Source organism: Paraburkholderia sp. RCC_158 (genome assembly GCF_041355255.1).
Lineage (GTDB): Bacteria > Pseudomonadota > Gammaproteobacteria > Burkholderiales > Burkholderiaceae > Paraburkholderia > Paraburkholderia graminis.
Window position 1 is genome coordinate 161,286 of record NZ_JBFUPM010000012.1, and the last position, 21,968, is coordinate 183,253.

22 protein-coding genes are annotated in these 21,968 nt (G+C 63.4%); 13 read left to right on the forward strand and 9 right to left on the reverse strand.

Annotated elements, in window-relative coordinates; translation table 11 throughout:
• Positions 1-44 precede the first annotated feature (44 nt).
• Positions 45-1,352: a DUF3443 domain-containing protein gene (locus tag AB6809_RS22785; RefSeq protein ID WP_029971100.1), complete on the reverse strand. Its 1,308-nt coding sequence runs from the start codon at positions 1,350-1,352 to the stop codon at positions 45-47.
• Positions 1,353-1,380: 28 nt separating this feature from the next.
• Positions 1,381-1,908, reverse strand: coding sequence for a DUF2844 domain-containing protein (locus tag AB6809_RS22790; RefSeq protein ID WP_029971101.1), 528 nt, complete (start codon positions 1,906-1,908; stop codon positions 1,381-1,383).
• A gap of 242 nt (positions 1,909-2,150) precedes the next feature.
• On the opposite strand from AB6809_RS22790, the gene AB6809_RS22795 reads away from it, so the two are divergent.
• A complete protein-coding gene (locus AB6809_RS22795) occupies positions 2,151-2,987 on the forward strand; it encodes an alpha/beta fold hydrolase (protein ID WP_006048575.1) in 837 nt (278 codons plus the stop codon).
• Positions 2,988-3,069: 82 nt separating this feature from the next.
• On the opposite strand, the gene AB6809_RS22800 is transcribed toward AB6809_RS22795, so the two are convergent.
• Together AB6809_RS22800 and AB6809_RS22805 are read right to left on the reverse strand one after the other, a co-directional pair.
• Positions 3,070-3,393, reverse strand: a complete 324-nt coding sequence (locus AB6809_RS22800; protein WP_006048574.1) for a rhodanese-like domain-containing protein — start codon at positions 3,391-3,393, stop codon at positions 3,070-3,072.
• A 61-nt stretch (positions 3,394-3,454) separates the two neighbouring features.
• Positions 3,455-4,108, reverse strand: a complete 654-nt coding sequence (locus AB6809_RS22805) for a protein-L-isoaspartate O-methyltransferase (protein ID WP_006048573.1) — start codon at positions 4,106-4,108, stop codon at positions 3,455-3,457.
• A gap of 310 nt (positions 4,109-4,418) precedes the next feature.
• Here AB6809_RS22805 and AB6809_RS22810 point away from each other — a divergent pair, with 310 nt between their 5' ends.
• The 6 genes from AB6809_RS22810 to AB6809_RS22835 all read left to right on the forward strand — a co-directional run bounded on the left by AB6809_RS22810 (position 4,419) and on the right by AB6809_RS22835 (position 11,366).
• Complete coding sequence (locus tag AB6809_RS22810) at positions 4,419-5,480, forward strand: LacI family DNA-binding transcriptional regulator (protein ID WP_044020760.1); 1,062 nt, start codon at positions 4,419-4,421, stop codon at positions 5,478-5,480.
• A 3-nt stretch (positions 5,481-5,483) separates the two neighbouring features.
• Complete coding sequence (locus AB6809_RS22815; protein WP_053857658.1) at positions 5,484-6,971, forward strand: sugar ABC transporter ATP-binding protein; 1,488 nt, start codon at positions 5,484-5,486, stop codon at positions 6,969-6,971.
• The gene (locus tag AB6809_RS22820) at positions 6,952-7,965 is read left to right on the forward strand and encodes an ABC transporter permease (protein ID WP_006048570.1); all 1,014 of its coding nucleotides are present in this window, start codon (positions 6,952-6,954) and stop codon (positions 7,963-7,965) included. Before AB6809_RS22815 ends, AB6809_RS22820 begins: the two co-directional genes overlap by 20 nt.
• A 75-nt stretch (positions 7,966-8,040) precedes the next feature.
• Positions 8,041-9,003 carry a substrate-binding domain-containing protein gene (locus tag AB6809_RS22825; protein ID WP_006048569.1) on the forward strand — a complete coding sequence of 321 codons (963 nt, stop codon included), beginning with the start codon at positions 8,041-8,043 and terminating at the stop codon, positions 9,001-9,003.
• Between the two features lie 73 nt (positions 9,004-9,076).
• Positions 9,077-10,126: a sugar phosphate isomerase/epimerase family protein gene (locus AB6809_RS22830; RefSeq protein WP_371027273.1), complete on the forward strand. Its 1,050-nt coding sequence runs from the start codon at positions 9,077-9,079 to the stop codon at positions 10,124-10,126.
• A gap of 82 nt (positions 10,127-10,208) precedes the next feature.
• On the forward strand, positions 10,209-11,366 hold the full coding sequence (locus AB6809_RS22835; RefSeq protein ID WP_029971105.1) for a Gfo/Idh/MocA family protein: 1,158 nt from the start codon (positions 10,209-10,211) through the stop codon (positions 11,364-11,366).
• Between the two features lie 5 nt (positions 11,367-11,371).
• Here the strand turns inward: AB6809_RS22835 and AB6809_RS22840 are convergent, their stop codons facing one another.
• The 3 genes from AB6809_RS22840 to AB6809_RS22850 all read right to left on the reverse strand — a co-directional run bounded on the left by AB6809_RS22840 (position 11,372) and on the right by AB6809_RS22850 (position 13,886).
• Positions 11,372-11,632: a hypothetical protein gene (locus AB6809_RS22840; RefSeq protein WP_006048566.1), complete on the reverse strand. Its 261-nt coding sequence runs from the start codon at positions 11,630-11,632 to the stop codon at positions 11,372-11,374.
• A gap of 108 nt (positions 11,633-11,740) precedes the next feature.
• Positions 11,741-12,901 (reverse strand): ABC transporter substrate-binding protein, encoded by a 1,161-nt coding sequence (locus tag AB6809_RS22845; protein ID WP_006048565.1) that lies wholly within the window; start codon positions 12,899-12,901, stop codon positions 11,741-11,743.
• A 43-nt stretch (positions 12,902-12,944) separates the two neighbouring features.
• The gene (locus AB6809_RS22850) at positions 12,945-13,886 is read right to left on the reverse strand and encodes a CysB family HTH-type transcriptional regulator (RefSeq protein ID WP_029971106.1); all 942 of its coding nucleotides are present in this window, start codon (positions 13,884-13,886) and stop codon (positions 12,945-12,947) included.
• Positions 13,887-14,124: 238 nt separating this feature from the next.
• On the opposite strand from AB6809_RS22850, the gene AB6809_RS22855 reads away from it, so the two are divergent.
• From AB6809_RS22855 to cobA, 6 genes are all read left to right on the forward strand, one after another.
• Positions 14,125-15,804 (forward strand): nitrite/sulfite reductase, encoded by a 1,680-nt coding sequence (locus AB6809_RS22855; protein WP_029971107.1) that lies wholly within the window; start codon positions 14,125-14,127, stop codon positions 15,802-15,804.
• Between the two features lie 22 nt (positions 15,805-15,826).
• Positions 15,827-16,384: a DUF934 domain-containing protein gene (locus AB6809_RS22860; protein ID WP_029971108.1), complete on the forward strand. Its 558-nt coding sequence runs from the start codon at positions 15,827-15,829 to the stop codon at positions 16,382-16,384.
• Positions 16,381-17,133, forward strand: coding sequence for a phosphoadenylyl-sulfate reductase (locus AB6809_RS22865; protein ID WP_029971109.1), 753 nt, complete (start codon positions 16,381-16,383; stop codon positions 17,131-17,133). Before AB6809_RS22860 ends, AB6809_RS22865 begins: the two co-directional genes overlap by 4 nt.
• Positions 17,134-17,260: 127 nt before the next feature.
• Positions 17,261-18,223 (forward strand): sulfate adenylyltransferase subunit CysD, encoded by a 963-nt coding sequence (gene cysD, locus AB6809_RS22870; RefSeq protein WP_006048560.1) that lies wholly within the window; start codon positions 17,261-17,263, stop codon positions 18,221-18,223.
• Positions 18,224-18,250: 27 nt separating this feature from the next.
• Positions 18,251-19,567, forward strand: a complete 1,317-nt coding sequence (locus tag AB6809_RS22875; RefSeq protein ID WP_029971110.1) for a sulfate adenylyltransferase subunit 1 — start codon at positions 18,251-18,253, stop codon at positions 19,565-19,567.
• Positions 19,568-19,613: 46 nt separating this feature from the next.
• Positions 19,614-20,384, forward strand: a complete 771-nt coding sequence (gene cobA / locus AB6809_RS22880) for a uroporphyrinogen-III C-methyltransferase (protein WP_029971111.1) — start codon at positions 19,614-19,616, stop codon at positions 20,382-20,384.
• Between the two features lie 36 nt (positions 20,385-20,420).
• Here cobA and AB6809_RS22885 read toward each other — a convergent pair whose 3' ends face one another.
• Both AB6809_RS22885 and lptG read right to left on the reverse strand, forming a co-directional pair.
• The gene (locus AB6809_RS22885; protein WP_029971112.1) at positions 20,421-20,807 is read right to left on the reverse strand and encodes a sirohydrochlorin chelatase; all 387 of its coding nucleotides are present in this window, start codon (positions 20,805-20,807) and stop codon (positions 20,421-20,423) included.
• Between the two features lie 11 nt (positions 20,808-20,818).
• On the reverse strand, positions 20,819-21,967 hold the full coding sequence (gene lptG, locus AB6809_RS22890) for an LPS export ABC transporter permease LptG (RefSeq protein WP_006048556.1): 1,149 nt from the start codon (positions 21,965-21,967) through the stop codon (positions 20,819-20,821).
• Position 21,968: the final 1 nt, after the last annotated feature.

Below are 21,968 nucleotides of genomic sequence, written 5' to 3' on the forward strand. Positions count from 1 at the left end.
CGGTAACAGCGGTAACGCCGCGCCTTCAGTGCCGCGCGAAATGGTTAGAACGCGATGAACGGTCCGGTCTGAGTGCCTACCTTCGCGTTACCCATGGCCGTATAAACGTCGCGCCCATAGAAAAACGGCAGTCCCCACAAGAACATGCTGTTCTTGTGCTGCGAGAAGTTGCTGCCGGCGTCGCTCAGCGCGTAGTAACCCGCTGAGCTTCGGCCGCCCGGATTGGCGATCGAGAACGGCACATCGAGCGGCTTGCCGGAGCCGTTGGTCGACTCCATTGTTGCGCTCAGGCTGAGCGGCGCAGCGGGCGTGTACCAGTCGCCGAGCGCGGTCGGAATGGTGTCATCCGGAAAGGCATAGGCGTTCGTGCCGCTGTCTATCAGGCTGTGGGTGAAGGCCCGGCCTTTGTACTGCGTGGTGAAACTGCCGTATTTGTCGACGGCAAGAATCGTCGCGGTGGACGGCACCTGATTGTTCTGCTGTGTACCGATGCCGAACACCAGTTGCCCCGTCACGCTAGTCTTGCCGCCGGCCGGCACGGCGGGCAGACGGATGATCGCGCCGTTGTTGTCGGTGGCGAATGATGCGATCGGATTCCTGACCTGCTTGCCGGCCAGCATGCGCGTGCTGACGCACGAGTTCTGCGACGGGCAATAGTAGTAAAGGCCGGGAACCGCGGTGGTCAGTGCGTCCGCCGAATCGCTTGTGAAACTGTCCACACCGACAATGCCGTTCATGTTCGAGAAGTCGGCGCCGCCAATGTCGGCACCGGAGTTCGAGCAGTCGTCCGGCACCGGATAGGCGTTGTCCGAATACACCTGAATGGGAAGATTGCTCGCCGTCTTGCTGCCGATCGTGATGTCGGCGCGCTTGACCGAGCCCCACGTGTAGCCCGACGCGAACGGCATGCATTCGACAATAGGCGCCGAGCCGCTCGTGTCGTCCGCAGCGCCGACCTGCGTGAGCAGCAACGGGGCCAGCGTGGGAATCGCGCGCGCGGCGATGCGCACGCCCGTGGAGCCGGTGTCGACCAGCATGTTGTCCACGGTCACGCATTGCGGCGTGCTCTGCGTGCCCGGCACGCAGATCTTGATGGACACCTTCGGCATGTTGATGCTGCCCATCGACTTGTCGACGGTGATCGTCGCCGTGTTGTCGCCGGTTGCGGGCGGCGATGAATTCCCCGAGTCCGTGCCTGAGCCGTGCGGCGTCCAGTCCGGCGTCGCATTCCAGCCAACCGAATTGCTGCCCTGATTGTTGCTGCCGCCACTGCTGCCGCCGCCTCCACATGCCGAAAGCGCGAACACGCCAATGGCGGCCGCGAGCGAAAGCGTCTTCTTTAATGTATTCATGTCTTGTTCTCTTCGTGCCGAGCGGCGGTTATTCGAGGTCGCCGGGACGCACGCCCGCGGGCAACAGACGCGGCAGCCAGGCCATGCCGGAGAAGTTCCCCAGGCGGCCTGCGGACTCGATGCGGAAATCGTCGTTGCCTTCTATCAGCGGGCCGGAGCCGCGCACGCCGGTCTGGCCGGCGGCAACGTAGTTCGTGAAGTAGCTGCCGAGCAGCGCGCGCATGTTCGGGCGGATCGGCCCTTGCCAGGTGACGGCGAACACGACGTTGGCCGGCAGCAGGTATTCGCGGATCGTGACGCCGTTCGCGTCGACGGACTGGCGCATCGTGTAGGGCGCCGTGGCGGTGACGGCGCTGGCCGGCTGGCTGCCCGCGGCAGGGGACGCGGCAGGGGACGCGGAAGCGGACGCCGAAGCGGAATCCGAAACCGACTGCGACGCCGCGGCGCGCAGCACGAGCGGCGCGGAGGCGTTCGCGACGGGGGCGCCGCCAAGCGCCGCAAACGACGACAGCGGCAACAACGTTGCGGCCAGCATCGCGATCTTTATTAGTCTCATCACACGGCTCCCAGAATGAACAGAGCATGGTGCCTGTGTGGCATTCCGAAAAACCTGTGAAATTTCGCAATCAATGCGGCGAAGCGGTGCAAATCTCTTCCATAACGCGGAGCGCGTCCGTATTCTCCATTCGATGCGTTTGCAGTTGCTTGTGCAGTCGCCGCCACCGTGGTGGCTTTCGTAACACGGCAGCCGGATCATGCAGCCGGCTATCGCCAAAAATCTCAACCGGAGAAACGACCATGCCGTATGTGACAACGAAGGACAACGTCGAAATTTTCTACAAGGACTGGGGCCCGAAAGACGCGCAGCCGATCGTCTTCCATCATGGCTGGCCATTGTCTTCCGACGACTGGGATACGCAGATGCTGTTCTTCGTCCAGAAGGGCTATCGCGTGATCGCGCATGACCGGCGCGGCCACGGCCGCTCGTCGCAAGTGTCGGAAGGACACGACATGGACCACTACGCCGCGGATGCTTTCGCCGTGGTCGAAGCGCTCGACTTGCGCAATGCCGTTCACATCGGCCATTCGACGGGCGGCGGCGAGGTGGCGCGTTACGTGGCGAAGCATGGCGAGCCTTCCGGCCGCGTGGCGAAGGCGGTGCTGGTGAGCGCCGTGCCGCCGCTGATGCTCAAGACCGAGGCGAATCCCGAAGGCTTGCCGCTCGAGGTTTTCGACGGCTTTCGCGCGGCGCTGGCCGCCAATCGCGCGCAATTCTTTGTCGATGTTCCGGCGGGTCCGTTCTACGGCTTCAACCGTGCGGGCGCGACAGTCCATCAAGGCGTGATTCAGAACTGGTGGCGTCAGGGGATGATGGGCAGCGCGAAGGCCCACTATGAAGGCATCAAGGCTTTCTCGGAAACGGACCAGAGCGGGGACCTGCGCGCGATCTCGGTGCCCACGCTCGTGCTGCACGGTGAGGACGATCAGATCGTGCCGTATGCGGACGCGGCGCTGAAGTCGATCAAGCTGCTGAAGAACGGCACGCTGAAAACGTATCCGGGCTTCCCGCACGGCATGTTGACGGTGAATGCGGATGTGTTGAACGCGGATCTTCTGGCGTTCGTGCAGGCGTAGTAGCGATTGACGTGAGTCCGCGTTTCGCGGGCTCACGCTCGAGCTGGCGGAAACGAACCGCCTCTACACGATCAGTACGCGATCAGTACGTCGGAACCGACGGATCGACCTGACGCGACCACGCGTCGATCCCGCCTTGCAGATTGAAGACGTTGGCGTGGCCGCGCGATTCGAGGAACATGGCGACCTGGGCGCTGCGCGCGCCGTGATGGCAGATGCAGACGATTTGCGCGTCGTCGTCGAGTTCCTCGCTGCGCGCGGGAATCTCGCGCATCGGAATCGACACGATGCCCGGCATCGCCGCCGTCTGGATTTCCCACGGTTCACGCACGTCGAGCAGCACGGGGGCGGGGCGCGACGTGTCGGCGAGCCATTCGGCGAGTGCGGGAGCGGTCAGGTTTTGCATCAGCGGGACTTCCGTTCAAAGGACGGCGGCGCGCGCCGGCCGTCCGTGAAAAACAGGCGAATCAGAACTTGAAGCGCGGCGGCTGCACGGCGTTGACGAGCGGCTCGACATACGTCTCGAACACGTCGGCAATGCGGTACTGCTTTTCGTCGATGCGCGTGATGATCTGCGCCTTCATGACCGGCGCCGTGCCGACGAATGCCGCCAGACGGCCGCCCACCTTCAGTTGTTCGAGGATTTCCTGCGGCAGCACGGGCAGTCCGCCCGACACGCAGATCACGTCGTACGGCGCGGCGGCGGACCAGCCGCGCGCGGCGTCGCCGGTCGCGACTTCCGCGTTGAGCACGCCGTTGGCGATCAGGTTGGTTCTCGCGAGTTCGGCGAGTTCAGGTTCGATGTCCACCGTCAGCACGTGTTGCGCGCGATGCGCGAGCAGTGCCGCCATATAACCCGAGCCGGCGCCGATTTCCAGCACGCTTTCGTGCTTCTTCACCGCCAGTTCCTGCAGCGTGCGCGCTTCGACGCGCGGCGCCAGCATGTGCTGGCCGGCCGGCAGCGGCACTTCGAAGTCGACGAAGGCCAGTTCGTGGTACGCGGCGGGGACGAAGTTTTCACGCTTGACGATCGACAGCAGATTCAGCACGTCCTGGTCGAGCACTTCCCAGGGGCGGATCTGCTGTTCGATCATGTTGAAACGCGCTTGCTCGATGTTCATGGTGGATTGGCGGTTCTGGTTTGCGAGTTTTGCGATTTATCCGCTGCGCGGGCGCCTGGGCATGAGCCTCGGCATTGAAGCCGGCAGGCAGGCACGGCAGGGTAACTGCGGGATTGTACCAAATGGCGCCGGGGTTCCGGGCCAGGGCGCGCAGCGCGGCGCGGCTGCTTTTGTCCGCGTTGCCCCCCGTTGCCCCCGTGTTAATCCCTAGCAATCTGGCCTTGCACTTCGGGCTGTCATCGCTCAAAAATGTAATCGATTACATTCTGGAGCCGCGTCCGTGCCGAGACCGACGTCGAAAGCGAAGCCTGTGGAAAGCGCTGCCACACGCGCAGCCGCAGTCACGCCCGCGCCCGAAGGTTTGTCGATCGCCGGCGTCGCGCGGCAGGCGGGCGTTTCCGTCGCCACCGTATCGCGCGTGCTGAACGCGCACGAGAACGTGCGGCCCGCGACCCGCGACAAGGTGCTGGCCGCCATCGACGCAAGCGGCTACCGCGTCAACGAACTCGCGCGCAATCTGCGAACCGCGGAAAGCCGCCTGCTGCTGACGATGGTCCCCGACTTCGGCAATCCGTTTTACGCGGAGATCGTGCGCGGCATCGACAGCATCGCGCGCCAGCACGGCTACTTCATGCTTCTGTGCGATACCGGCGCCGACCCCGGCCGCGAGCGCAGCTACTTCGATCTGCTGCGCCGCCGCCGCGCGGACGGCGCGATCTGCCTCGATCCCGCGACGATCCAGCAGGCGCTCGGCGAAGCGTCGAGCGCGCTGCCGTGGGTCGCGTGCTGCGAGTTCGATCCGGCGATGGGCGTGCCGTATGTGGGCATCGACAACTATCGGGCCGCGGGCGACGCCGTGCGGCATCTGCTCGCGCGCGGCCACCGGCGCATCGGCCTCATCAATTCGGACGTCGACTACCTGTACGCGCGGCAGCGTCAGCAAGGTTATCTCGATGCGCTGACCGAGGCGGGGATCGAGCCGCTCGACGGCTGGCGCATGAATCTGAACAGTCTCGACTACGAGGCGGGCGCGTCGGCGGCGGTTTCGCTAATGCTGCCGAGGCAAGGGCGGGGACAAGGACAAACGGAGCCGCCGAGCGCGATCTTTGCCGTCTCCGACACGCTCGCGACCGGCGTCCTGCACGGCTTGCGCAGCATCGGCAAACGCGTGCCGCAGGATGTCGCCGTGGTCGGCTTCGACGACATCTCCATCGCCGCGCAAGTCGATCCGCCGCTCACCACCATCGCCCAGCCGATGCGCGAACTCGGCGAGACCGCCGCGCGCCTCCTGTTGCAGCGGCTCGCGAATCCGTTGGCGAATGTGCCGGGCGTGCTGCTGCCGCATCGGCTCGTGATTCGCGGGAGCACCTGAGCCATGAGTCTCGCGATCCGCTTCGACGACATCCGCAAAGACTTCGGCCCCGTGCGCGTGCTGCACGGCGTGAGCTTCGATCTCGCGCCTGGGCGCATCTACGGTTTGCTCGGCGAGAACGGCGCGGGCAAGTCGACGCTGATGAAGATTCTCGCCGGGTACGAAACCGCGACGTCGGGCACGTTGCTGGTCGACGGCCATGCGCAACACTTCGCCGGTTCGCGCGACGCCGAAGCGCAAGGCATCGTGCTGATTCACCAGGAGTTCAACCTCGCCGAGCATCTGACGATTGCGCAGAACATGTATCTCGGCCACGAGAAGCGGCGCGGCTGGTTCGTCGACGACGCCGCGATGCGCGCCGAAGCCGCGCGCTATCTCGCGCAGGTCGGGCTCGACAAGGCGCCGGATACGAAGGTGCGCGAACTGATCGTCGCGGAAAAGCAGATGGTGGAGATCGCGAAGGCGCTGTCGCGCCGCGCGCGTCTGCTCATCATGGACGAGCCGACCGCTACGCTCACGCCGTCTGAAACCGAGCGGCTTTTCACGCTGATGGCGAAGCTGAAGGCCGACGGCGCGACCATCGTCTACATCTCGCACAAGCTCGATGAAGTCGAGCGCATCACCGACGAAGTGATCGTGATGCGCGACGGCCGCTTCGTCGCGCGCAACGAAACGGCGGCGCTTGCGCGGCAGCAGATGGCGAACCTGATGGTCGGCCGCGACGTGTCCGACATGTTCCCCGACAAGATCACCGTGTCCGCGAGCGCGCCGGTCGCGCTCAAAGTGGAAGGGCTCGTGGTGCCGGAGTGGGTCGACGATCTGAGCTTCGACGTGCGCGCCGGCGAAGTGCTCGGCTTCGCCGGACTCGTCGGCGCGGGCCGCACCGAAGCCTTCGAAGCGATCATCGGTTTGCGCAAGCGCACCGCGGGGCGCATCGAAATCGCCGGGCATGCCGTCGATCTGAAAAGCCCGCGCGACGCAATGCGTCACGGCCTCACGTATCTCAGCGAGGACCGCAAGGGCAAGGGCCTGCATGTGAACCTGAGCCTGCAGGACAACGTCACGCTGATGACGCTCGAACGCTACGCGCATCCGCTGCTCGACATGAAGGCGGGCCGCGACGCGTTGAAGCATGCGGTGAGCGAATTCGGCATACGCACGGGCGACCTGTCGAGCCGCGCGCGCATGCTCTCGGGCGGCAATCAGCAGAAGCTTGCGCTCGCCAAGTTTCTGCAGCCGGAACCCGACGTGATCGTGCTCGACGAACCGACGCGCGGCGTCGACGTCGGCGCGAAACGCGACATCTATTTCCTGATTCATCGTCTCGCCGCGCAAGGCCGCGCGGTGATCGTCATTTCATCCGAACTGATCGAGCTGATCGGCTTGTGCCATCGCGTCGCCGTGATGCGCGCGGGACGTCTGCAAGCCACGCTCACGCTCGACCATCTGACCGAAGAGGAGTTGATCGCTCATGCGACCGGCACCCACTGAAGCCGTGCAATCCGGCCGCGCGTTGCGCTTCGCGCATCGTCTGTATGCGCTTGGGCCGTTCGCCGGCCTGATCGCGCTGTGCATCGCCGGCACGCTGCTGAACCGCGACTTCGCCACGCTCGACAACATGATGAACGTGCTCACGCGCACGTCGTTCATCGGCATCATCGCGGTCGGCATGACGTTCGTGATCATCTCGGGCGGCATTGACCTGTCGGTCGGCTCAATGGCCGCGCTGATCGCGGGCAGCATGATCTGGCTGATGAACGGGCTCGCGGCGGGCGTCGGCGGCCATACGTTCCCGCCGCTCGTCATCGTCACGTTGGGCATCGCATTCGCGCTCGTACTCGGCGGACTGTTCGGCTGCGCGCACGGCTTGCTGATCACTAAAGGACGCATCGAGCCGTTCATCGTCACGCTGGGCACGCTCGGCATCTTTCGCGCGGTGCTGACCTGGCTCGCCGACGGCGGCGCGCTGACGCTCGATAATTCGTTATCCGATCTTTATGGGCCGGTGTATTACGCGAGCCTCTTCGGCGTGCCGGTGCCGATCTGGGTGTTTCTCGTGACGGCCGCAGGCGGCGCGCTGATTCTCAACCGCACCGCATTCGGCCGGCACGTCCAGGCGATCGGCTCGAACGAACAGGTCGCCCGTTATGCGGCGATACGCGTCGACACGGTGAAGATCGTCACGTATGTGCTGCTCGGCATCTGCGTCGGCGTGGCCACGGTGCTGTACGTGCCGCGCCTCGGCTCGGCGACGCCGACCACCGGCTTGCTGTGGGAACTGGAGGCGATTGCGTCGGTGGTCGTCGGCGGAACGGCGCTCAAGGGCGGCGAAGGACGCGTGGTCGGCACCGTGGTCGGCGCAATCCTGCTGTCGGTGATCGCCAACATTCTGAATCTCACCAGCATCATCAGCGTGTATCTGAACGCGGCGGTGCAGGGCGTGGTGATTATCTTCGTCGCGTTCGTTCAACGCGGAAGGCGGTAGCGATTCACGGTGATTGACGGTGAAACAACGGAAGGGGCGCACGATCGCCTCACAACATCAGATAGGAGACACACCATGAAGCAGGTCATTCGAGCGATCGGCGCCGGCATGCTGGCGTTGGGCATAGTGAGCACGGCGGGCATCGCGCGCGCCGACGACAAGGTCACGCTGGGCGTCGCGATTCCAACCGCCGATCACGGCTTCACGGGCGGCATCGTCTGGTGGGCCAACAAGGCGAAGGCCGATCTTGAGAAAGAACATCCGAATCTGAAAGTGATCGTCAAGACCGCGGCCGGCTCGCCCGAGCAGGCCAACCAGTTGCAGGATCTCGTGACCGTCAACAAGATCAATGCGCTCGTGATTTTCCCGTTCGAATCGGCGTCGCTCACGCAACCGGTCGCGCAGGTGAAGAAGAAGGGCGTGTATGTGACGGTGGTGGACCGCGGCCTGACCGACACCAGCGCGCAGGATGCATACGTGGCCGGCGACAACACCGCGTTCGGCAGAATCCCCGCTGAATTTCTGGCGAAAGCGCTGGACGGCAAGGGCGACATCGTCGCGCTGCGCGGCATTCCGACCACGCTCGACAACGAACGCTGGACCGCTTTCACCGGCGTATTGAAGGGCTATCCGAACATCAAGATTCTCGACGCGAAATACGCGAACTGGAATCGCGACGACGCGTTCAAGGTGATGCAGGATTACCTCACGCGCTTCAAGCACATCGACGCCGTCTGGGCCGCCGACGACGACATGGCGGTCGGCGTGCTGAAGGCCATCGACCAGGCGAAGCGCAGCGACGTCAAGATCGTATTCGGCGGCGCGGGCTCGAAGGGCATGGTGAAGAACGTGATGGACGGCGCGCCGCTCATCAAGGCCGACGTGTCGTACTCGCCGAAATTCATCTACGACGCGATCAAGCTCACCGCCGAGGCGCGTCTCAAAGGCGAGAAGCTGCCGGCCACGACGATCATTCCTTCGGTGCTCATCACGAAGGAAAACGCGCAGCAGTTCTACTTCCCCGATTCGCCGTTCTGATCGTGAAGCGCGGCCCTCGTTAATGGGTAGATCAACCCAAGATCAACGGAACCCAGGTTAAAGGAACCCAACGATGAAAACCATCAAAGGTCCGGCGATTTTTCTCGCTCAATTCATGGGCGACGAGGCGCCGTTCGACAATCTCGCGCACCTGGCCAGTTGGGCCGCGAGCCTCGGCTTCAAGGGCATTCAGGTGCCGTGCGATGCGCGCCTGATCGATCTCGAACAGGCCGCGTCGAGTCAGTCGTATTGCGACGAGCTGCGCGAGACCGTGGACAACCCGGGCGTGACGATCACCGAGTTGTCGACGCATCTGCAAGGGCAACTCGTGGCCGTGCATCCCGCGTACGACACGTTATTCGACGGCTTTGCGGCGGCTCACGTGCGCGGCAATCCGTCAGCGCGCACCGAATGGGCCATTGAGCAATTGAAGCTCGCGGCGAAGGCGTCGCAGCGTCTCGGCCTCGATACGCATGTGTCGTTTTCGGGCGCGCTCGCGTGGCCGTATCTGTACCCGTGGCCGCAGCGTCCAGCCGGTCTGGTCGAAGCCGCATTCGACGAACTCGCGCGCCGCTGGACGCCGATTCTCGACGCATTCGACGCCGCCGGCGTGAACGTCTGCTACGAACTGCATCCGGGCGAAGACCTGCACGACGGCGTGACCTTCGAGCGTTTTCTCGATGCAGTGAGGCAGCATCCGCGCGCGAACATTCTCTACGACCCGAGCCATTTCGTTTTGCAGCAGCTCGACTATCTCGCGTTCATCGACATCTATCACGAGCGCATCAAGGCGTTTCATGTGAAGGACGCGGAATTCCGGCCGAACGGCAAGCAGGGCGTGTATGGCGGCTATAGCGGCTGGGTCGAGCGCGCGGGGCGTTTTCGTTCGCTCGGCGACGGGCAGATCGACTTTCGCGCGATCTTCTCGAAGATGGCGCAATACGATTTCCCCGGCTGGGCAGTGCTCGAATGGGAATGCGCGCTCAAGCATCCTCACGACGGCGCGCGCGAAGGCGCGCAGTTCATTCGCGAGCACATTATCCGCGTGGCCGAACATGCATTCGACGACTTCGCGGGCAGCGGCGTCGACGCGGCGCAATTAAAACGCGTGCTCGGCATTTGAGCGTAGGTAAGCGTAGTCAAGCGCAGTGCAACGACAGCAACGACAGCAACGACAGCAACGACAGGCGAAAGGAAGAAGCGCGATGCCATACAAGAGACTCAGAAGACTCAGGCTCGGGATGGTCGGCGGCGGGCAGGGCGCGTTCATCGGCGCAGTGCATCGGATCGCGGCGCGGCTCGACGATCGCTTCGAACTGGTGGCGGGCGCGTTGTCGTCCGATCCGGAGCGCGCGCGTCAGAGCGCGGCGGAAGCGGGCGTCGCGCGCAGCTACGACGACTGGCGCGAGATGGCGCGCGTGGAAGCGGCACGCGATGACGGCATCGACGCGGTCGCTATCGTCACGCCGAATCATCTGCATGCGCCGGTCGCGACCGCGTTTCTCGAAGCCGGCATCCATGTGGTGTGCGACAAACCGCTCGCCATTTCGCTCGCCGAAGGCGAAGCGCTGGCGAAACTCACGCGCGAGAAGAACCGGCTCTTTGCGCTGACGCACACCTACTCCGGCTATCCATTGGTGCGTCACGCACGCGAGATGATCGAAGCGGGCGAACTCGGCCAGATTCGCGTCGTGCAGGTCGAATACGCGCAAGACTGGCTGGCCGAACCGATTGAAAACGGCGGCCTGAACAAGCAGGCCGGCTGGCGCACGGACCCGGCGTTGGCGGGGCCGGCAGGTTGTCTCGGCGATATCGGCACGCATGCTTATCAGCTTGCCGCGTTCGTCACGGGCATGACGCCCGTCGCGCTTTCCGCGGAGTTGCATACGTTCGTGCCGGGACGCCGCATCGACGATCATGTGCAGGCCATGCTGCGCTACGCGAACGGCGCGCGCGGCATGCTGTGGGCGAGCCAGGTCGCGAGCGGCGCGGAGAACGCATTGCGTCTGCGTGTCTACGGAACGAAAGCGAGCCTCGCATTCGATCAGGAGCAGCCCAACGAATTGTGGTTCACGCCGCTCGGCGCAGCAGCGCAGCGTTTGACGCGCGCCCGCGTGAGCGGCGCGAGCGCGGCCCATGCGACGCGGGTGCCGGCCGGTCATCCCGAAGGTTATCTGGAAGCGTTCGCGCAGTTGTACAAGGACGCGGCGTTGCAGATCGAGGCGCTGAACGAGGGCCGCGCGCTGCCGCCGGAAAGTCTCTTGCTGACAACGGTGGATGACGGCGTGGCGGGTCTGCGTTTTATCGACGCCGTGCTGGCGAGCAGCGCGGCCGATGGTCAGTGGCGCGAGATTGCGCCCTGAAGGTTCTAGCCGCCTTTGCTCTTCTTGATCTGGGCTTCGAACGCGATATCGAGCTTGCTTGCCTTGCGAGGCTTGGGCGGACCGTATGCATCGACGAACTTGACGAAGTCGTCGAGCGTGAGCGGGTCGGAGACTTTCTTGTCGGAGCCGCCTGATTTGTCGACGAGATAAAAGAGGCCGCCGGAGAGGCTGATCGCGGCGAACTGCGGATTGCCGCTGCGCGTTTTCAGGCGCTCGACGGCGTGGATGGCTCGCGTGGTGCGCATGGTGTGGTAATGCCGGTCGGTTGAATACTACTACTTTAACAATTTCGTGGCGGCGGTTAAGTTACGCGTGAAGCGCCGCTCCACGCGTAACCGTCGCTTGTTAGACGCTTACTGGCTCAGGTACACGAACTTGCCGTTCTTAATGATGCCCATCACGCTCGCGCGCTGATCCAGTCCGACGTGATCCTTCGCGCTCGTGCTCACGACGCCGTTTGGCACCACCAGTTCATGGGCGTGCTCGAGTTCGTTGCGCAGCGCCACGCGGAAAGCCTGCGTTCCCGGTTGCGCCGTCTTCAGCGCGCGCGTGACCGCATCCTGTAGGCGCGGATAGACGCCCGCTGCATCGCCCGCGAATTGCGTGACGCTGCCTGCGCCGTACTTCGCTTCATAGTCGTTCGCGAACGCGAGCGCCGCTTTTTTCGCGGGATGATCCGCCGGCAACGTGCGCGCGACGACGACCGGCTGCGTCGGAAACAGCGTGCCTTCGACGTCCTTGCCGCCCAGCTTGATGAACTCCGGCGTCGCGATGCCGTGCGTCTGATAGATCGGCCCTTTATACCCGCGCTCGATCAGCGTGCGCTGCGGCAGCACCGTCGGCGTGCCCGCGCCGGCGATCAGAATCGCGTCGGGCTTCGCGGCCATCAGCTTGAGAATCTGGCCGGTGACGCTCGCGTCGGTGCGGTTATAGCGCTCGGTCGCGACCAGTTGAATGTGGCGCAGCGCCGCGAACTTGCTGAACTCGTTGAGCCAGCTTTCGCCGTAGCCGTCCGCGAAACCGATGAAGCCCACCGTCTTCACGTTATGGTTCGACATGTAGCGCGTCATCACGTCGGCCATCGCGCTGTCGGTCTGCGCCATCTTGTAGGCCCACACCTTCTTGCCTTCCTGCGGCTCGACCACGCTTGCCGAGCCGATCAGCGTGATCATCGGCGTCTGGCTTTCGGCGACCGGATCGAGCGCGGCCATCGCGGCCGGCGTGATGTTCGGGCCGACGATCACGTCGACGTGGTCTTCGTTGATCAGCTTGCGGATATTGCGCACGGCGGCGCCTGGGTCCGACGCGTCGTCGAGAAAAATATAGTCGGCTTTCTGGCCGGCGATCGTGGCCGGCCACATCAGCATCGCGTTCTTGCTGGTGATGCCGATCACGGCGGCCGGGCCGGTGCTCGACAGGTCGATGCCGACCTTGATGTCGGCATGCGCGGCGGTGGCGAGCAAGAGCGCGCCGAGAGCGGCGAGGCCGCGAAGTCTGTTTTTATGCGACGTCATCGATGGGTCTCCGTAGCGGACAAAGCAAAGCGCGTTGGTCAAATCAAAGTTCGTAGGTTTCGTGTTCGCCCTTGAGCGCCTGTTCGATCAGCCTGCGGTTCAGGCCCGGCGACAGAAGCTCGACCAGCGTATACACATAGCTGCGCAGATACGCGCCGTGCTTGAGCGCGACCCGCGTCACGTTGCTGCCGAATAGGTGGCCGACCGGCATCGCGCGCAGATGACGGTCGCGCTCGGCGTTGAACGCGATATCCGCCATGATGCCGACGCCGAGGCCGAGTTCGACATAGGTTTTGATCACGTCGGCGTCGATCGCCTCGAGCACGATGTCCGGATGCAGCGCGCGCAGCCGGAACGCCTCGTTGATCTTGGTGCGGCCGGCGAACGCGTTGTCGTAGGTGATCAGCGGATACTGCGTCAGATCGTCCAGCGACAACAGCTTGCGGTCGAGCAGCGGGTGATCCGGCTGCATCACCGCGACGTGATGCCACTGGAAGCACGGCAGCGAGACGAGTTCTTTATAGTTGGAGATCGCCTCGGTGGCGATGCAGAGGTCCGCCTGGTCGTGCAGCACCATCTCGGCCACTTGCGTCGGGCTGCCTTGCAGAATCGAAAGGTGAACCTTCGGGAAGCGTTTCTTGAACTCCGCGATGGCGGCGGGCAGCGAATAGCGCGCCTGCGTGTGCGTGGCCGCGATCACCAGGTTGCCCTGATCCTGCGCCGCGTAGTCCTTGCCGACGCGTTTCAGGCTCTCGACTTCCTGCAAAATACGCTCGACCGATTGCAGGATGATGCGCCCCGGTTCGGTCAGCGAACGCACGCGCTTGCCGTGGCGCGTGAAGATTTCCACGCCCAGCTCGTCCTCGAGCTCGATGATCGCCTTGGAAACCCCCGGCTGGCTGGTAAACAGCGCCTTGGCCGCTTCGGTCAGATTGAAGTTCTGCCGCACAGCCTCGCGGACGAAGCGGAACTGATGCAGGTTCATATATAACCTCTCCGCATATCAAAAGAATTTTTTAGTCGTTTGAAATATAAGGCGAGTTTATTACGATCTGTCCATCTTTTTCAATATGGATATCTGTATTTGTTATAAGCAAATGAGAGATAGGTCTAAACCCTGACTCCATCGAGCTGACAAACACGGATGTTCAGAAGCGCGGCGGAGCCGGAGCGCCGGTCGCCGGACCGTCGTGTGTGCAAGCCAAAAAAATTGGGGTCCCCGAATGTACCAATACGATCAGTACGACCAGACCATCGTCGATGAACGGGTCGCGCAGTACGCCGATCAGGTTCGCCGCCGCTTGTCGGGCGAATTGAGCGAAGAGGAGTTCCGTCCGCTGCGTCTGCAGAACGGCCTGTACTACCAGCGCCACGCGTACATGCACCGCATCGCGATTCCCTACGGCAATCTGCGCAGCGACCAGCTTCGCATGCTGGCCGTGATCGCGCGCGAGCACGACCGCGGCTACGGCCATTTCTCGACGCGCTCGAACATCCAGTACAACTGGATCAAGCTCGAGGAAACGCCGGAGATTCTGCGCAAGCTCGCGTCGGTGCAGATGCACGCGATCCAGACGTCGGGCAATTGCATCCGCAACATTACCGCCGATCAGTTCGCGGGCGTGGCGCCCGACGAATTTGTCGACCCGCGGCCGTGGGCGGAAATTCTGCGTCAATGGTCGACGTTCCACCCCGAGTTCCTGTGGCTGCCGCGCAAGTTCAAGATCGCCGTTTCGGGTTCGCAGGAAGATCGCGCCGCCGTGCAGATTCACGACATGGGCGTGTACGTGAAGCGCAACGCGCAAGGCGAACTGGTGGTCGACATTCTGGCGGGCGGCGGTCTGGGCCGCACGCCGATCGTCGGCGCGGTCATTCGTCGCGATCTGCCCTGGCAACATCTGCTGACGTACAGCGAAGCCGTGCTGCGTGTGTACAACCGCTACGGCCGCCGCGACAACATGTACAAGGCGCGTATCAAGATTCTGGTGAAGGCGCTGTCGCCGGAGAAGTTCGCCGCGCAGGTCGAAGAGGAATGGCAGCATCTGAAGGACGGTCCTTCGACGCTGACGCAAGCCGAACTCGATCGCGTGTCGCAATACTTCCAGCCGCCGGTGTACGAGAAGCTCGCCGACACCGACGCTTCGTTCGAAAAGCATCTGCTCGAAAACCGTGGCTTCGCGCGTTGGGTCGAGCGCAATGTGCGTCCGCATAAGGTCGCGGGTTACGCGGCCGTGACGCTGTCGCTGAAAAACGGCATCGTCGCGCCGGGCGACGCAACCGACGCGCAAATGGAAGCCGTCGCGGATTGGGCCGACGAGTATTCGCTGGGCGAAGTTCGCGTGTCGCACGAACAGAATCTGATTCTCGCGAACGTCAAGAAGCGCGACCTGTTCGCGCTGTGGGAAAAGGCCAAGGCGCAAGGTTTTGCGACGCCGAACATCGGCTTGCTGACCGACATCATCGCGTGCCCGGGCGGCGATTTCTGCTCGCTCGCGAATGCCAAGTCGATCCCGATTGCACTCGCGATTCAGGAGCGTTTCAACGATCTGGACTTCGTGTACGACCTGGGCGACGTGTCGCTGAATATCTCGGGTTGCATCAACGCTTGCGGTCATCACCACGTCGGCAACATCGGCATTCTGGGGGTCGATAAGGACGGCTCGGAGTGGTATCAGGTGACGCTCGGCGGCGAGCAGGGCACGGGCGCAACCGGCGCGCATCTCGGCCGCGTGATCGGCCCGTCGTTCTCGGCGGAAGAAATGCCGGACGTGATCTCGAAGGTGATCGACACGTTCGTCGAGCATCGCGAGGAAGGCGAGCGTTTCATCGACACGTACAGCCGCATCGGCATCGCTCCGTTCAAGGAACGCGTGTACGCATCGCGTCAACCGGCTCACGCGTAAGCGCGCAAAGGATACAGAACAGATGGCTTCTATCATCAAGAATCGCGCGATCGTCAACGATGACTGGACGCTCGTGCGTCCCGCCGAAGACGGCTCGCTGCCCGCGGTGAACGAACTGCCGGCCGGTAAGATCATCGTGCCGCTGGCATTCTGGCAAGCGGAGCGCGACGCATTGAGCGCCTCGCGCGGCGCCGCTGAACTCGGCGTGTGGCTTGCGCCGGACAGCGAACCGGCGGACATCGCCGGCGATTTCGACAAGCTCGCGGTGATTGCCGTGGACTTCCCGGTGTTTCGTGACGGCCGCGGCTACAGCATCGGCCGCCTGCTGCGCGAGCGCTATGGCTACAAGGGCGAATTGCGCGCCATCGGCGACGTGCTGCGCGACCAGGTGCGTTTGATGTTGCGTTGCGGCTTCGACGCATTCGCCGTGCGCGCGGATAAAGACATCGGCGACGCCATCAAGGCATTCGACGATTTCACCGTGCAGTATCAGGGCGCGTTCGATGAACCGGCGCCGCTGTTCCGCCGCCGCGCTGCTTCGGCTTCGTCGTCGGCTGCTTCGCAAAAGGTCCCGGCATGAGCGCCGCTTTATCGCAGTCGCTCGCGCCCGAACTCGCTGCGAAAGTCGAGCGCCTGAATGCGCTGCTCGATTCGATCGCCGCGCGTCACGCGAACGTGAAGTTCGCGAGCAGCCTCGCCGCCGAAGACATGCTGCTCACGCACGCGATCCTGTCGCGCGGCGTGAAGATCGGCATCTTCTCGCTGAATACTGGCCGCTTGCACGCCGAGACGCTCGGCATGATCGATCGCGTGAAAGAGCGTTATGGCTACGACATCGAGCAGTTTCATCCGCAAGCTGCCGCCGTCGAAGAATACGTCACGTCACATGGTCTGAACGCGTTCTATGAAAGCGTCGATCTGCGCAAGCGCTGCTGCGAGATCCGCAAGGTCGAGCCGCTCAATCGCGCGCTGTCGGATGTCAGCGCATGGGTGACGGGCCAGCGCCGCGAACAGTCGGTCACGCGTGCCGAACTGCACGAGGAAGAGCACGACGCCGCGCGCAACATCGCGAAGTTCAATCCGCTCACGGACTGGACCGAAGCCGAAGTATGGGATTACCTGAAAGCGTTCGACGTGCCGGTGAATCCGCTGCATGCGCGCGGTTATCCGAGCATTGGCTGTGAGCCGTGCACGCGCGCCGTGCGTCCCGGCGAAGACAGCCGCGCGGGCCGCTGGTGGTGGGAGTCGCGCGACACGAAGGAATGCGGACTGCACATCACGACGATCACGCCGATTGCGGTGGATCGCAGCGAGAACGCCCCGGCCTGAAGCATCGCTTATTGATGCGGCGTGGAGTTGAAGACTTGTCTTTGCTTCTTCACGCCGCACATACCGAATTGAATCTGTGCGCTTCGCGAGCAACCGCTCGACAAGCGAATCAACGAAGGACCCAAACATGAGCACCACGCTCGATTCCACTGTCAACGCTCCGCTTGCCAACACGGCGAACCGGATGGATCACCTCGATTGGCTCGAAGCCGAGTCGATTCATATCCTGCGCGAACTGGTTGCCGAATGCAGCAAGCCGGCGCTGCTGTTTTCGGGCGGCAAGGATTCGGTCGTCGTGCTCGCGCTCGCACTGAAGGCGTTCGGCATCGGCGCGAATCGCAAGACCGTGCTGCCGTTTCCGCTCGTGCATATCGACACGGGCCACAACTACGACGAAGTGATCGACTTCCGCGACCGTCGCGCGAAAGAGATCGGCGCGGAACTGGTGGTTGGCCACGTTGAAGATTCGATCAAGCGCGGCACGGTGCGTCTGCGTCGCGAAACGGATTCGCGCAATGCGGCGCAAGCGGTGACGTTGCTTGAAACCATCGAACAGCATGGCTATACCGCGCTGATCGGCGGCGCGCGTCGCGACGAAGAAAAGGCCCGCGCGAAAGAGCGCATCTTCTCGTTCCGCGACGAGTTCGGCCAATGGGACCCGAAGGCGCAGCGCCCCGAACTGTGGAGCCTGTACAACGCGCGTCTGCATAACGGCGAACATCTGCGCGTGTTCCCGATTTCGAACTGGACCGAACTCGACGTGTGGCAATACATTGCGCGCGAGAAGCTCGAATTGCCGTCGATCTACTACGCGCACCAACGCGAGATCGTGCGCCGCAACGGCCTGCTCGTGCCGGTCACGCCGCTCACGCCGATGCGCGAAGGCGAAGTCAGCGAAACGGCGGTGGTGCGTTTCCGCACGGTCGGCGACATTAGCTGCACCTGCCCCGTTGAAAGCGATGCGGACGATCTGGAAAAGATCATCGCCGAAACGGCCGTGACCGAAATCACGGAGCGCGGCGCGACCCGGATGGACGATCAGGTCTCCGAAGCCGCGATGGAACAGCGCAAGAAGCAAGGTTATTTCTAAGCACGCCGACATACGTAAAGGAACATCATGAGCAGCATTCACCAACCAGAAGACCTCGGCGTGCTTCGCTTCATCACCGCGGGTAGCGTCGACGACGGCAAGAGCACGTTGATCGGCCGCCTGCTGTACGACAGCAAGGCTGTCTTGAGCGACCAGCTTTCCGCGTTGTCGCGCGCGAAGAACAAGCGCACCGTCGGCGACGAAATCGACCTCGCGCTCCTCACCGACGGTCTCGAAGCCGAACGCGAGCAGGGCATCACGATCGACGTCGCGTATCGCTACTTCGCGACCGCGAAGCGCAAGTTCATCATCGCCGATACGCCGGGCCACGAGCAGTACACGCGCAACATGGTGACGGGCGCATCGACCGCGCACGCGGCGATCATTCTCGTCGACGCAACGCGCGTGACCTTCGTCGACGGCGTCGCGCAACTGTTGCCGCAGACCAAGCGTCACAGCGCGATCGTGAAGCTGCTCGGCTTGCAGCATGCGATCGTCGCGATCAACAAGATGGATCTGGTCGACTACAGCGAGACGCGCTTCAACGAGATTCGCGACGCGTATGTCGAACTCGCGCGTCAGCTCGGTTTGAGCGATGTGCGCTTCGTGCCGGTGTCGGCGCTGAAGGGCGACAACATCGTGACGGCCAGCGAACGCATGCCGTGGTACGCGGGCGAGCCGCTGCTCGATCTGCTCGAAGCGCTGCCGGTGCAAGTGCCGACGGGCCAGGCGCTGCGTTTCCCGGTGCAATGGGTCGCGCGCCAGGACGGCAGCCAGGCCGACGACTTCCGCGGCTATATGGGCCGCGTCGAAGCGGGCGAGGTGAAGGTCGGCGACACGATCGTCGTGCTGCCGGCTAATCGCGAAGCGACGGTTGCTGAGATCATCGCGCCGGTGGTGGGCGGCACGGCTGCGGTAGACCGCGCGTTTGCCGGTCAGACGGTGACGATCCGTCTCGCGGAAGACGTCGACGTGTCGCGCGGCGATACGTTCGTGCTGCGCGAGGCCGCGCCCGAACCCGCGAAGAAGGTCGAGGCCGACCTGTGCTGGTTTGACGACACGCCGCTGTCGACACAGCGCAAGTATCTGCTGAAGCAGACCACCAACACCGTGTTCGCGCGCATCGGCTCGATCAAGGAAGTGCTCGACGTGCATACGCTGTCGCAGTCGACGGATCGCCGCGAACTCGCGATGAACGACATCGGCCGCGTGGCGCTCACGTTGCAAAAGCCGCTGGTGTGCGACGTGTACGACTCGCATCAGGGCACGGGCGCGTTCGTGCTGATCGACGAAGCGACGCATCACACGGTCGCGGCCGGCATGATCCGCGCGTTCTCGGCGTAACGGTGATTGATTGGCAGCGAGCGCACTGACGAACAGGCTGACACACATGGGTAAGGTTTATCTGATCGGCGCGGGACCAGGCGCCGCCGACCTGATCACGGTGCGCGGTGCGCGGCTTCTCGCGAGCGCCGACGTCGTGCTGCACGACGCGCTGGTGGAGCCGGCGATGCTCGACTACGCGCCGTCCCACGCAAAGCGGATTGCTGTCGGCAAGCGCTGCGGACAGCTATCGACGGCGCAGCAGTTCATCAACAAGCAGATCGTCGATGCGGCTCTCGAACACGAAGTCGTCGTGCGCCTGAAGGGCGGCGATCCGATGCTGTTCGGTCGCGCCGACGAAGAGATGCGCGCGCTCGAGGCCGCGGGCATCGAGTATGAAGTGGTGCCCGGCATCACGGCTGCGCTCGCCAGCGCGGCCTCCCTGAAGCGTTCGTTGACGTTGCGCGGCGTGTCGCGCAGCGTCGCACTCGCGACGTTCAGCCGCGCGCCGGGCTCCGATGAAATTCGCGAGCAGGTGAACGCCGATTCGCTCGTGTTTTATATGGGGCGTGACAGCGGCGTCGAGATTGCGCAGCAGTTGATCGACGCGGGCAAGCCGGTTTCGACGCCCGTGGCGATTGTCGAGGCCTGCAGCACCGAGCGTGAGCGCATGCTGACGTTGACGCTCGAAGAACTGGCTGCCGGCGAAGCGCAAAGATGGCTGGACGCTTCGCAGCCGAGTCTGTTGATGATCGGCGAGGCGTTTGCGGCGCGCGACGGTATGAAGGCGAAGGACGCGGCGCGCTCTGTGGCGGGCGGGATTCTGGTGGCGGCTTAAACGCCGGCTGCGACTAGCGATCCTGGAACAAAAGAATCACTCCTGCCGCAAGCAATACCCCACGACAGCATCGAGCACAGCCTCATCCTCACCCACGGCAACCGCGCACGTAATCTCCACCGAAGGCTGCGCGTCGCGGCAACGCTGAATCAACTCGGGCAGATCTTTCCTGATATGCCCGCCTTGCCCGAAGAACACCGGCACGACGGTAATCGCATCGCAGCCGTCGGCAACAAGCTCGCCGACCGCGGTGGGCAAATCCGGTTCCATCAACTCCAGAAAAGCGAGACGCACGCGGCCATCGTCGCCGTTCGCGCCCGAAGCGCGCGCTGCGCGCAGCTTCTGCGCGAGCCGCTCAAAGGGCTCACGCCAGCGCACATCGCGTGCGCCATGCCCAAACAGGATCAACCCATGCGTAGCCATCGCGAAGGCTCCTAATGGCGATCAACCCACTTTAGCCCGACGAGGCCGAGCACCAGATAAACCAGTCCAGGCGTGGCCGCCGTCAACGGCGCGGGCCACGTATTCAGTGTGCCGATATGCGAGAACAGCGTGTTGAACAACTGGAAGCTCATGCCGAGCATGATCCCGCCGAACACCTTCATACCGACCACGCCGGCGCGCGTATGCAGATACGCAAAGGGCAGCGACAGCACCAGCATCACGAACACCGCGAACGGATACAGCACCTTGCGCCACAGCGCGATTTCATAGCGCTGCGTGTCCTGATGATTCTCGGTCAAATGCTGAATGTAGCGGAACAGGTTGAACATCGACATGCGATCCGGCGACACCAGCAGCACCGACAGAATCTGCGGCGTCAATTCCGAGCGCAACGAATATTCAGGCAGCGCAACCTGCCTCGCGCGATACACCGGATTCAGCGCATCGGCCGGCGTGCCGGAAGGCGGGGGCACGTCGATCAACTGCGTATCCGTCACGCCGGTCAATTGCCAATGACCGGGCGGCTGATACACGCCGCTCTTCGCAATGCGCACATTCGAAAGCCGGAACTTCGAATCGAACTCGTAAATGCGGACGTTGCTGATGGTCGCGTCCGGCTTCAGTTCGCCGACGTTGACAAAGCGCGTGACCTGCTCGCCGTCGGCGCGCGCGGTCAGCGTGTCCTTCACCCATACGCCCGACTGGAAGTTGCTCGACACCGACGACCCGAGCGCCTCGAGCCGCACGCGCTCGGACAACTGATCCGTGTACGGGCCGACCACTTCGCCGATCAGATACGTCAAAAACACCAGCGGAATGCCGATTTTCAGCAGCGAGCGCAGCGCCTGATTAGTGGCGAGCCCGGACACGCGAAAGATCGTGTACTCGGAATTCGCCGCCATTTGCGCGAACACGTAGATCGCGCTGATCAGCGCGGCGACCGGAATGATCTCGTAGAAACGCGACGGTGTTTGCAGCGCGACGCGCAGCACCGCGTACTGGAATTTATAGTTGCCGTGGCCGACCGAGTTCAGTTCGTTGATCAGGTCGAAGAAAAAGAACAGGCCCGAAAACGCGAACAGAATGAAGATGAACGTGAGGTAGACCTGACGCGCGAAGTACCTTTCATAGATGCGCATT

Bases quoted from the DNA above. Each gene is read 5' to 3' on its own strand.
- AB6809_RS22785 (WP_029971100.1), bottom strand. From the start codon at position 1,352: ATGAATACATTAAAGAAGACGCTTTCGCTCGCGGCCGCCATTGGCGTG.
- AB6809_RS22790 (WP_029971101.1), bottom strand. From the start codon at position 1,908: ATGAGACTAATAAAGATCGCGATGCTGGCCGCAACGTTGTTGCCGCTG.
- AB6809_RS22795 (WP_006048575.1), top strand. From the start codon at position 2,151: ATGCCGTATGTGACAACGAAGGACAACGTCGAAATTTTCTACAAGGAC.
- AB6809_RS22800 (WP_006048574.1), bottom strand. From the start codon at position 3,393: ATGCAAAACCTGACCGCTCCCGCACTCGCCGAATGGCTCGCCGACACG.
- AB6809_RS22805 (WP_006048573.1), bottom strand. From the start codon at position 4,108: ATGAACATCGAGCAAGCGCGTTTCAACATGATCGAACAGCAGATCCGC.
- AB6809_RS22815 (WP_053857658.1), top strand. From the start codon at position 5,484: ATGAGTCTCGCGATCCGCTTCGACGACATCCGCAAAGACTTCGGCCCC.
- AB6809_RS22820 (WP_006048570.1), top strand. From the start codon at position 6,952: ATGCGACCGGCACCCACTGAAGCCGTGCAATCCGGCCGCGCGTTGCGC.
- AB6809_RS22825 (WP_006048569.1), top strand. From the start codon at position 8,041: ATGAAGCAGGTCATTCGAGCGATCGGCGCCGGCATGCTGGCGTTGGGC.
- AB6809_RS22830 (WP_371027273.1), top strand. From the start codon at position 9,077: ATGAAAACCATCAAAGGTCCGGCGATTTTTCTCGCTCAATTCATGGGC.
- AB6809_RS22835 (WP_029971105.1), top strand. From the start codon at position 10,209: ATGCCATACAAGAGACTCAGAAGACTCAGGCTCGGGATGGTCGGCGGC.
- AB6809_RS22840 (WP_006048566.1), bottom strand. From the start codon at position 11,632: ATGCGCACCACGCGAGCCATCCACGCCGTCGAGCGCCTGAAAACGCGC.
- AB6809_RS22845 (WP_006048565.1), bottom strand. From the start codon at position 12,901: ATGACGTCGCATAAAAACAGACTTCGCGGCCTCGCCGCTCTCGGCGCG.
- AB6809_RS22850 (WP_029971106.1), bottom strand. From the start codon at position 13,886: ATGAACCTGCATCAGTTCCGCTTCGTCCGCGAGGCTGTGCGGCAGAAC.
- AB6809_RS22855 (WP_029971107.1), top strand. From the start codon at position 14,125: ATGTACCAATACGATCAGTACGACCAGACCATCGTCGATGAACGGGTC.
- AB6809_RS22860 (WP_029971108.1), top strand. From the start codon at position 15,827: ATGGCTTCTATCATCAAGAATCGCGCGATCGTCAACGATGACTGGACG.
- AB6809_RS22865 (WP_029971109.1), top strand. From the start codon at position 16,381: ATGAGCGCCGCTTTATCGCAGTCGCTCGCGCCCGAACTCGCTGCGAAA.
- cysD (WP_006048560.1), top strand. From the start codon at position 17,261: ATGAGCACCACGCTCGATTCCACTGTCAACGCTCCGCTTGCCAACACG.
- AB6809_RS22875 (WP_029971110.1), top strand. From the start codon at position 18,251: ATGAGCAGCATTCACCAACCAGAAGACCTCGGCGTGCTTCGCTTCATC.
- cobA (WP_029971111.1), top strand. From the start codon at position 19,614: ATGGGTAAGGTTTATCTGATCGGCGCGGGACCAGGCGCCGCCGACCTG.
- AB6809_RS22885 (WP_029971112.1), bottom strand. From the start codon at position 20,807: ATGGCTACGCATGGGTTGATCCTGTTTGGGCATGGCGCACGCGATGTG.
- lptG (WP_006048556.1), bottom strand. From the start codon at position 21,967: ATGCGCATCTATGAAAGGTACTTCGCGCGTCAGGTCTACCTCACGTTC.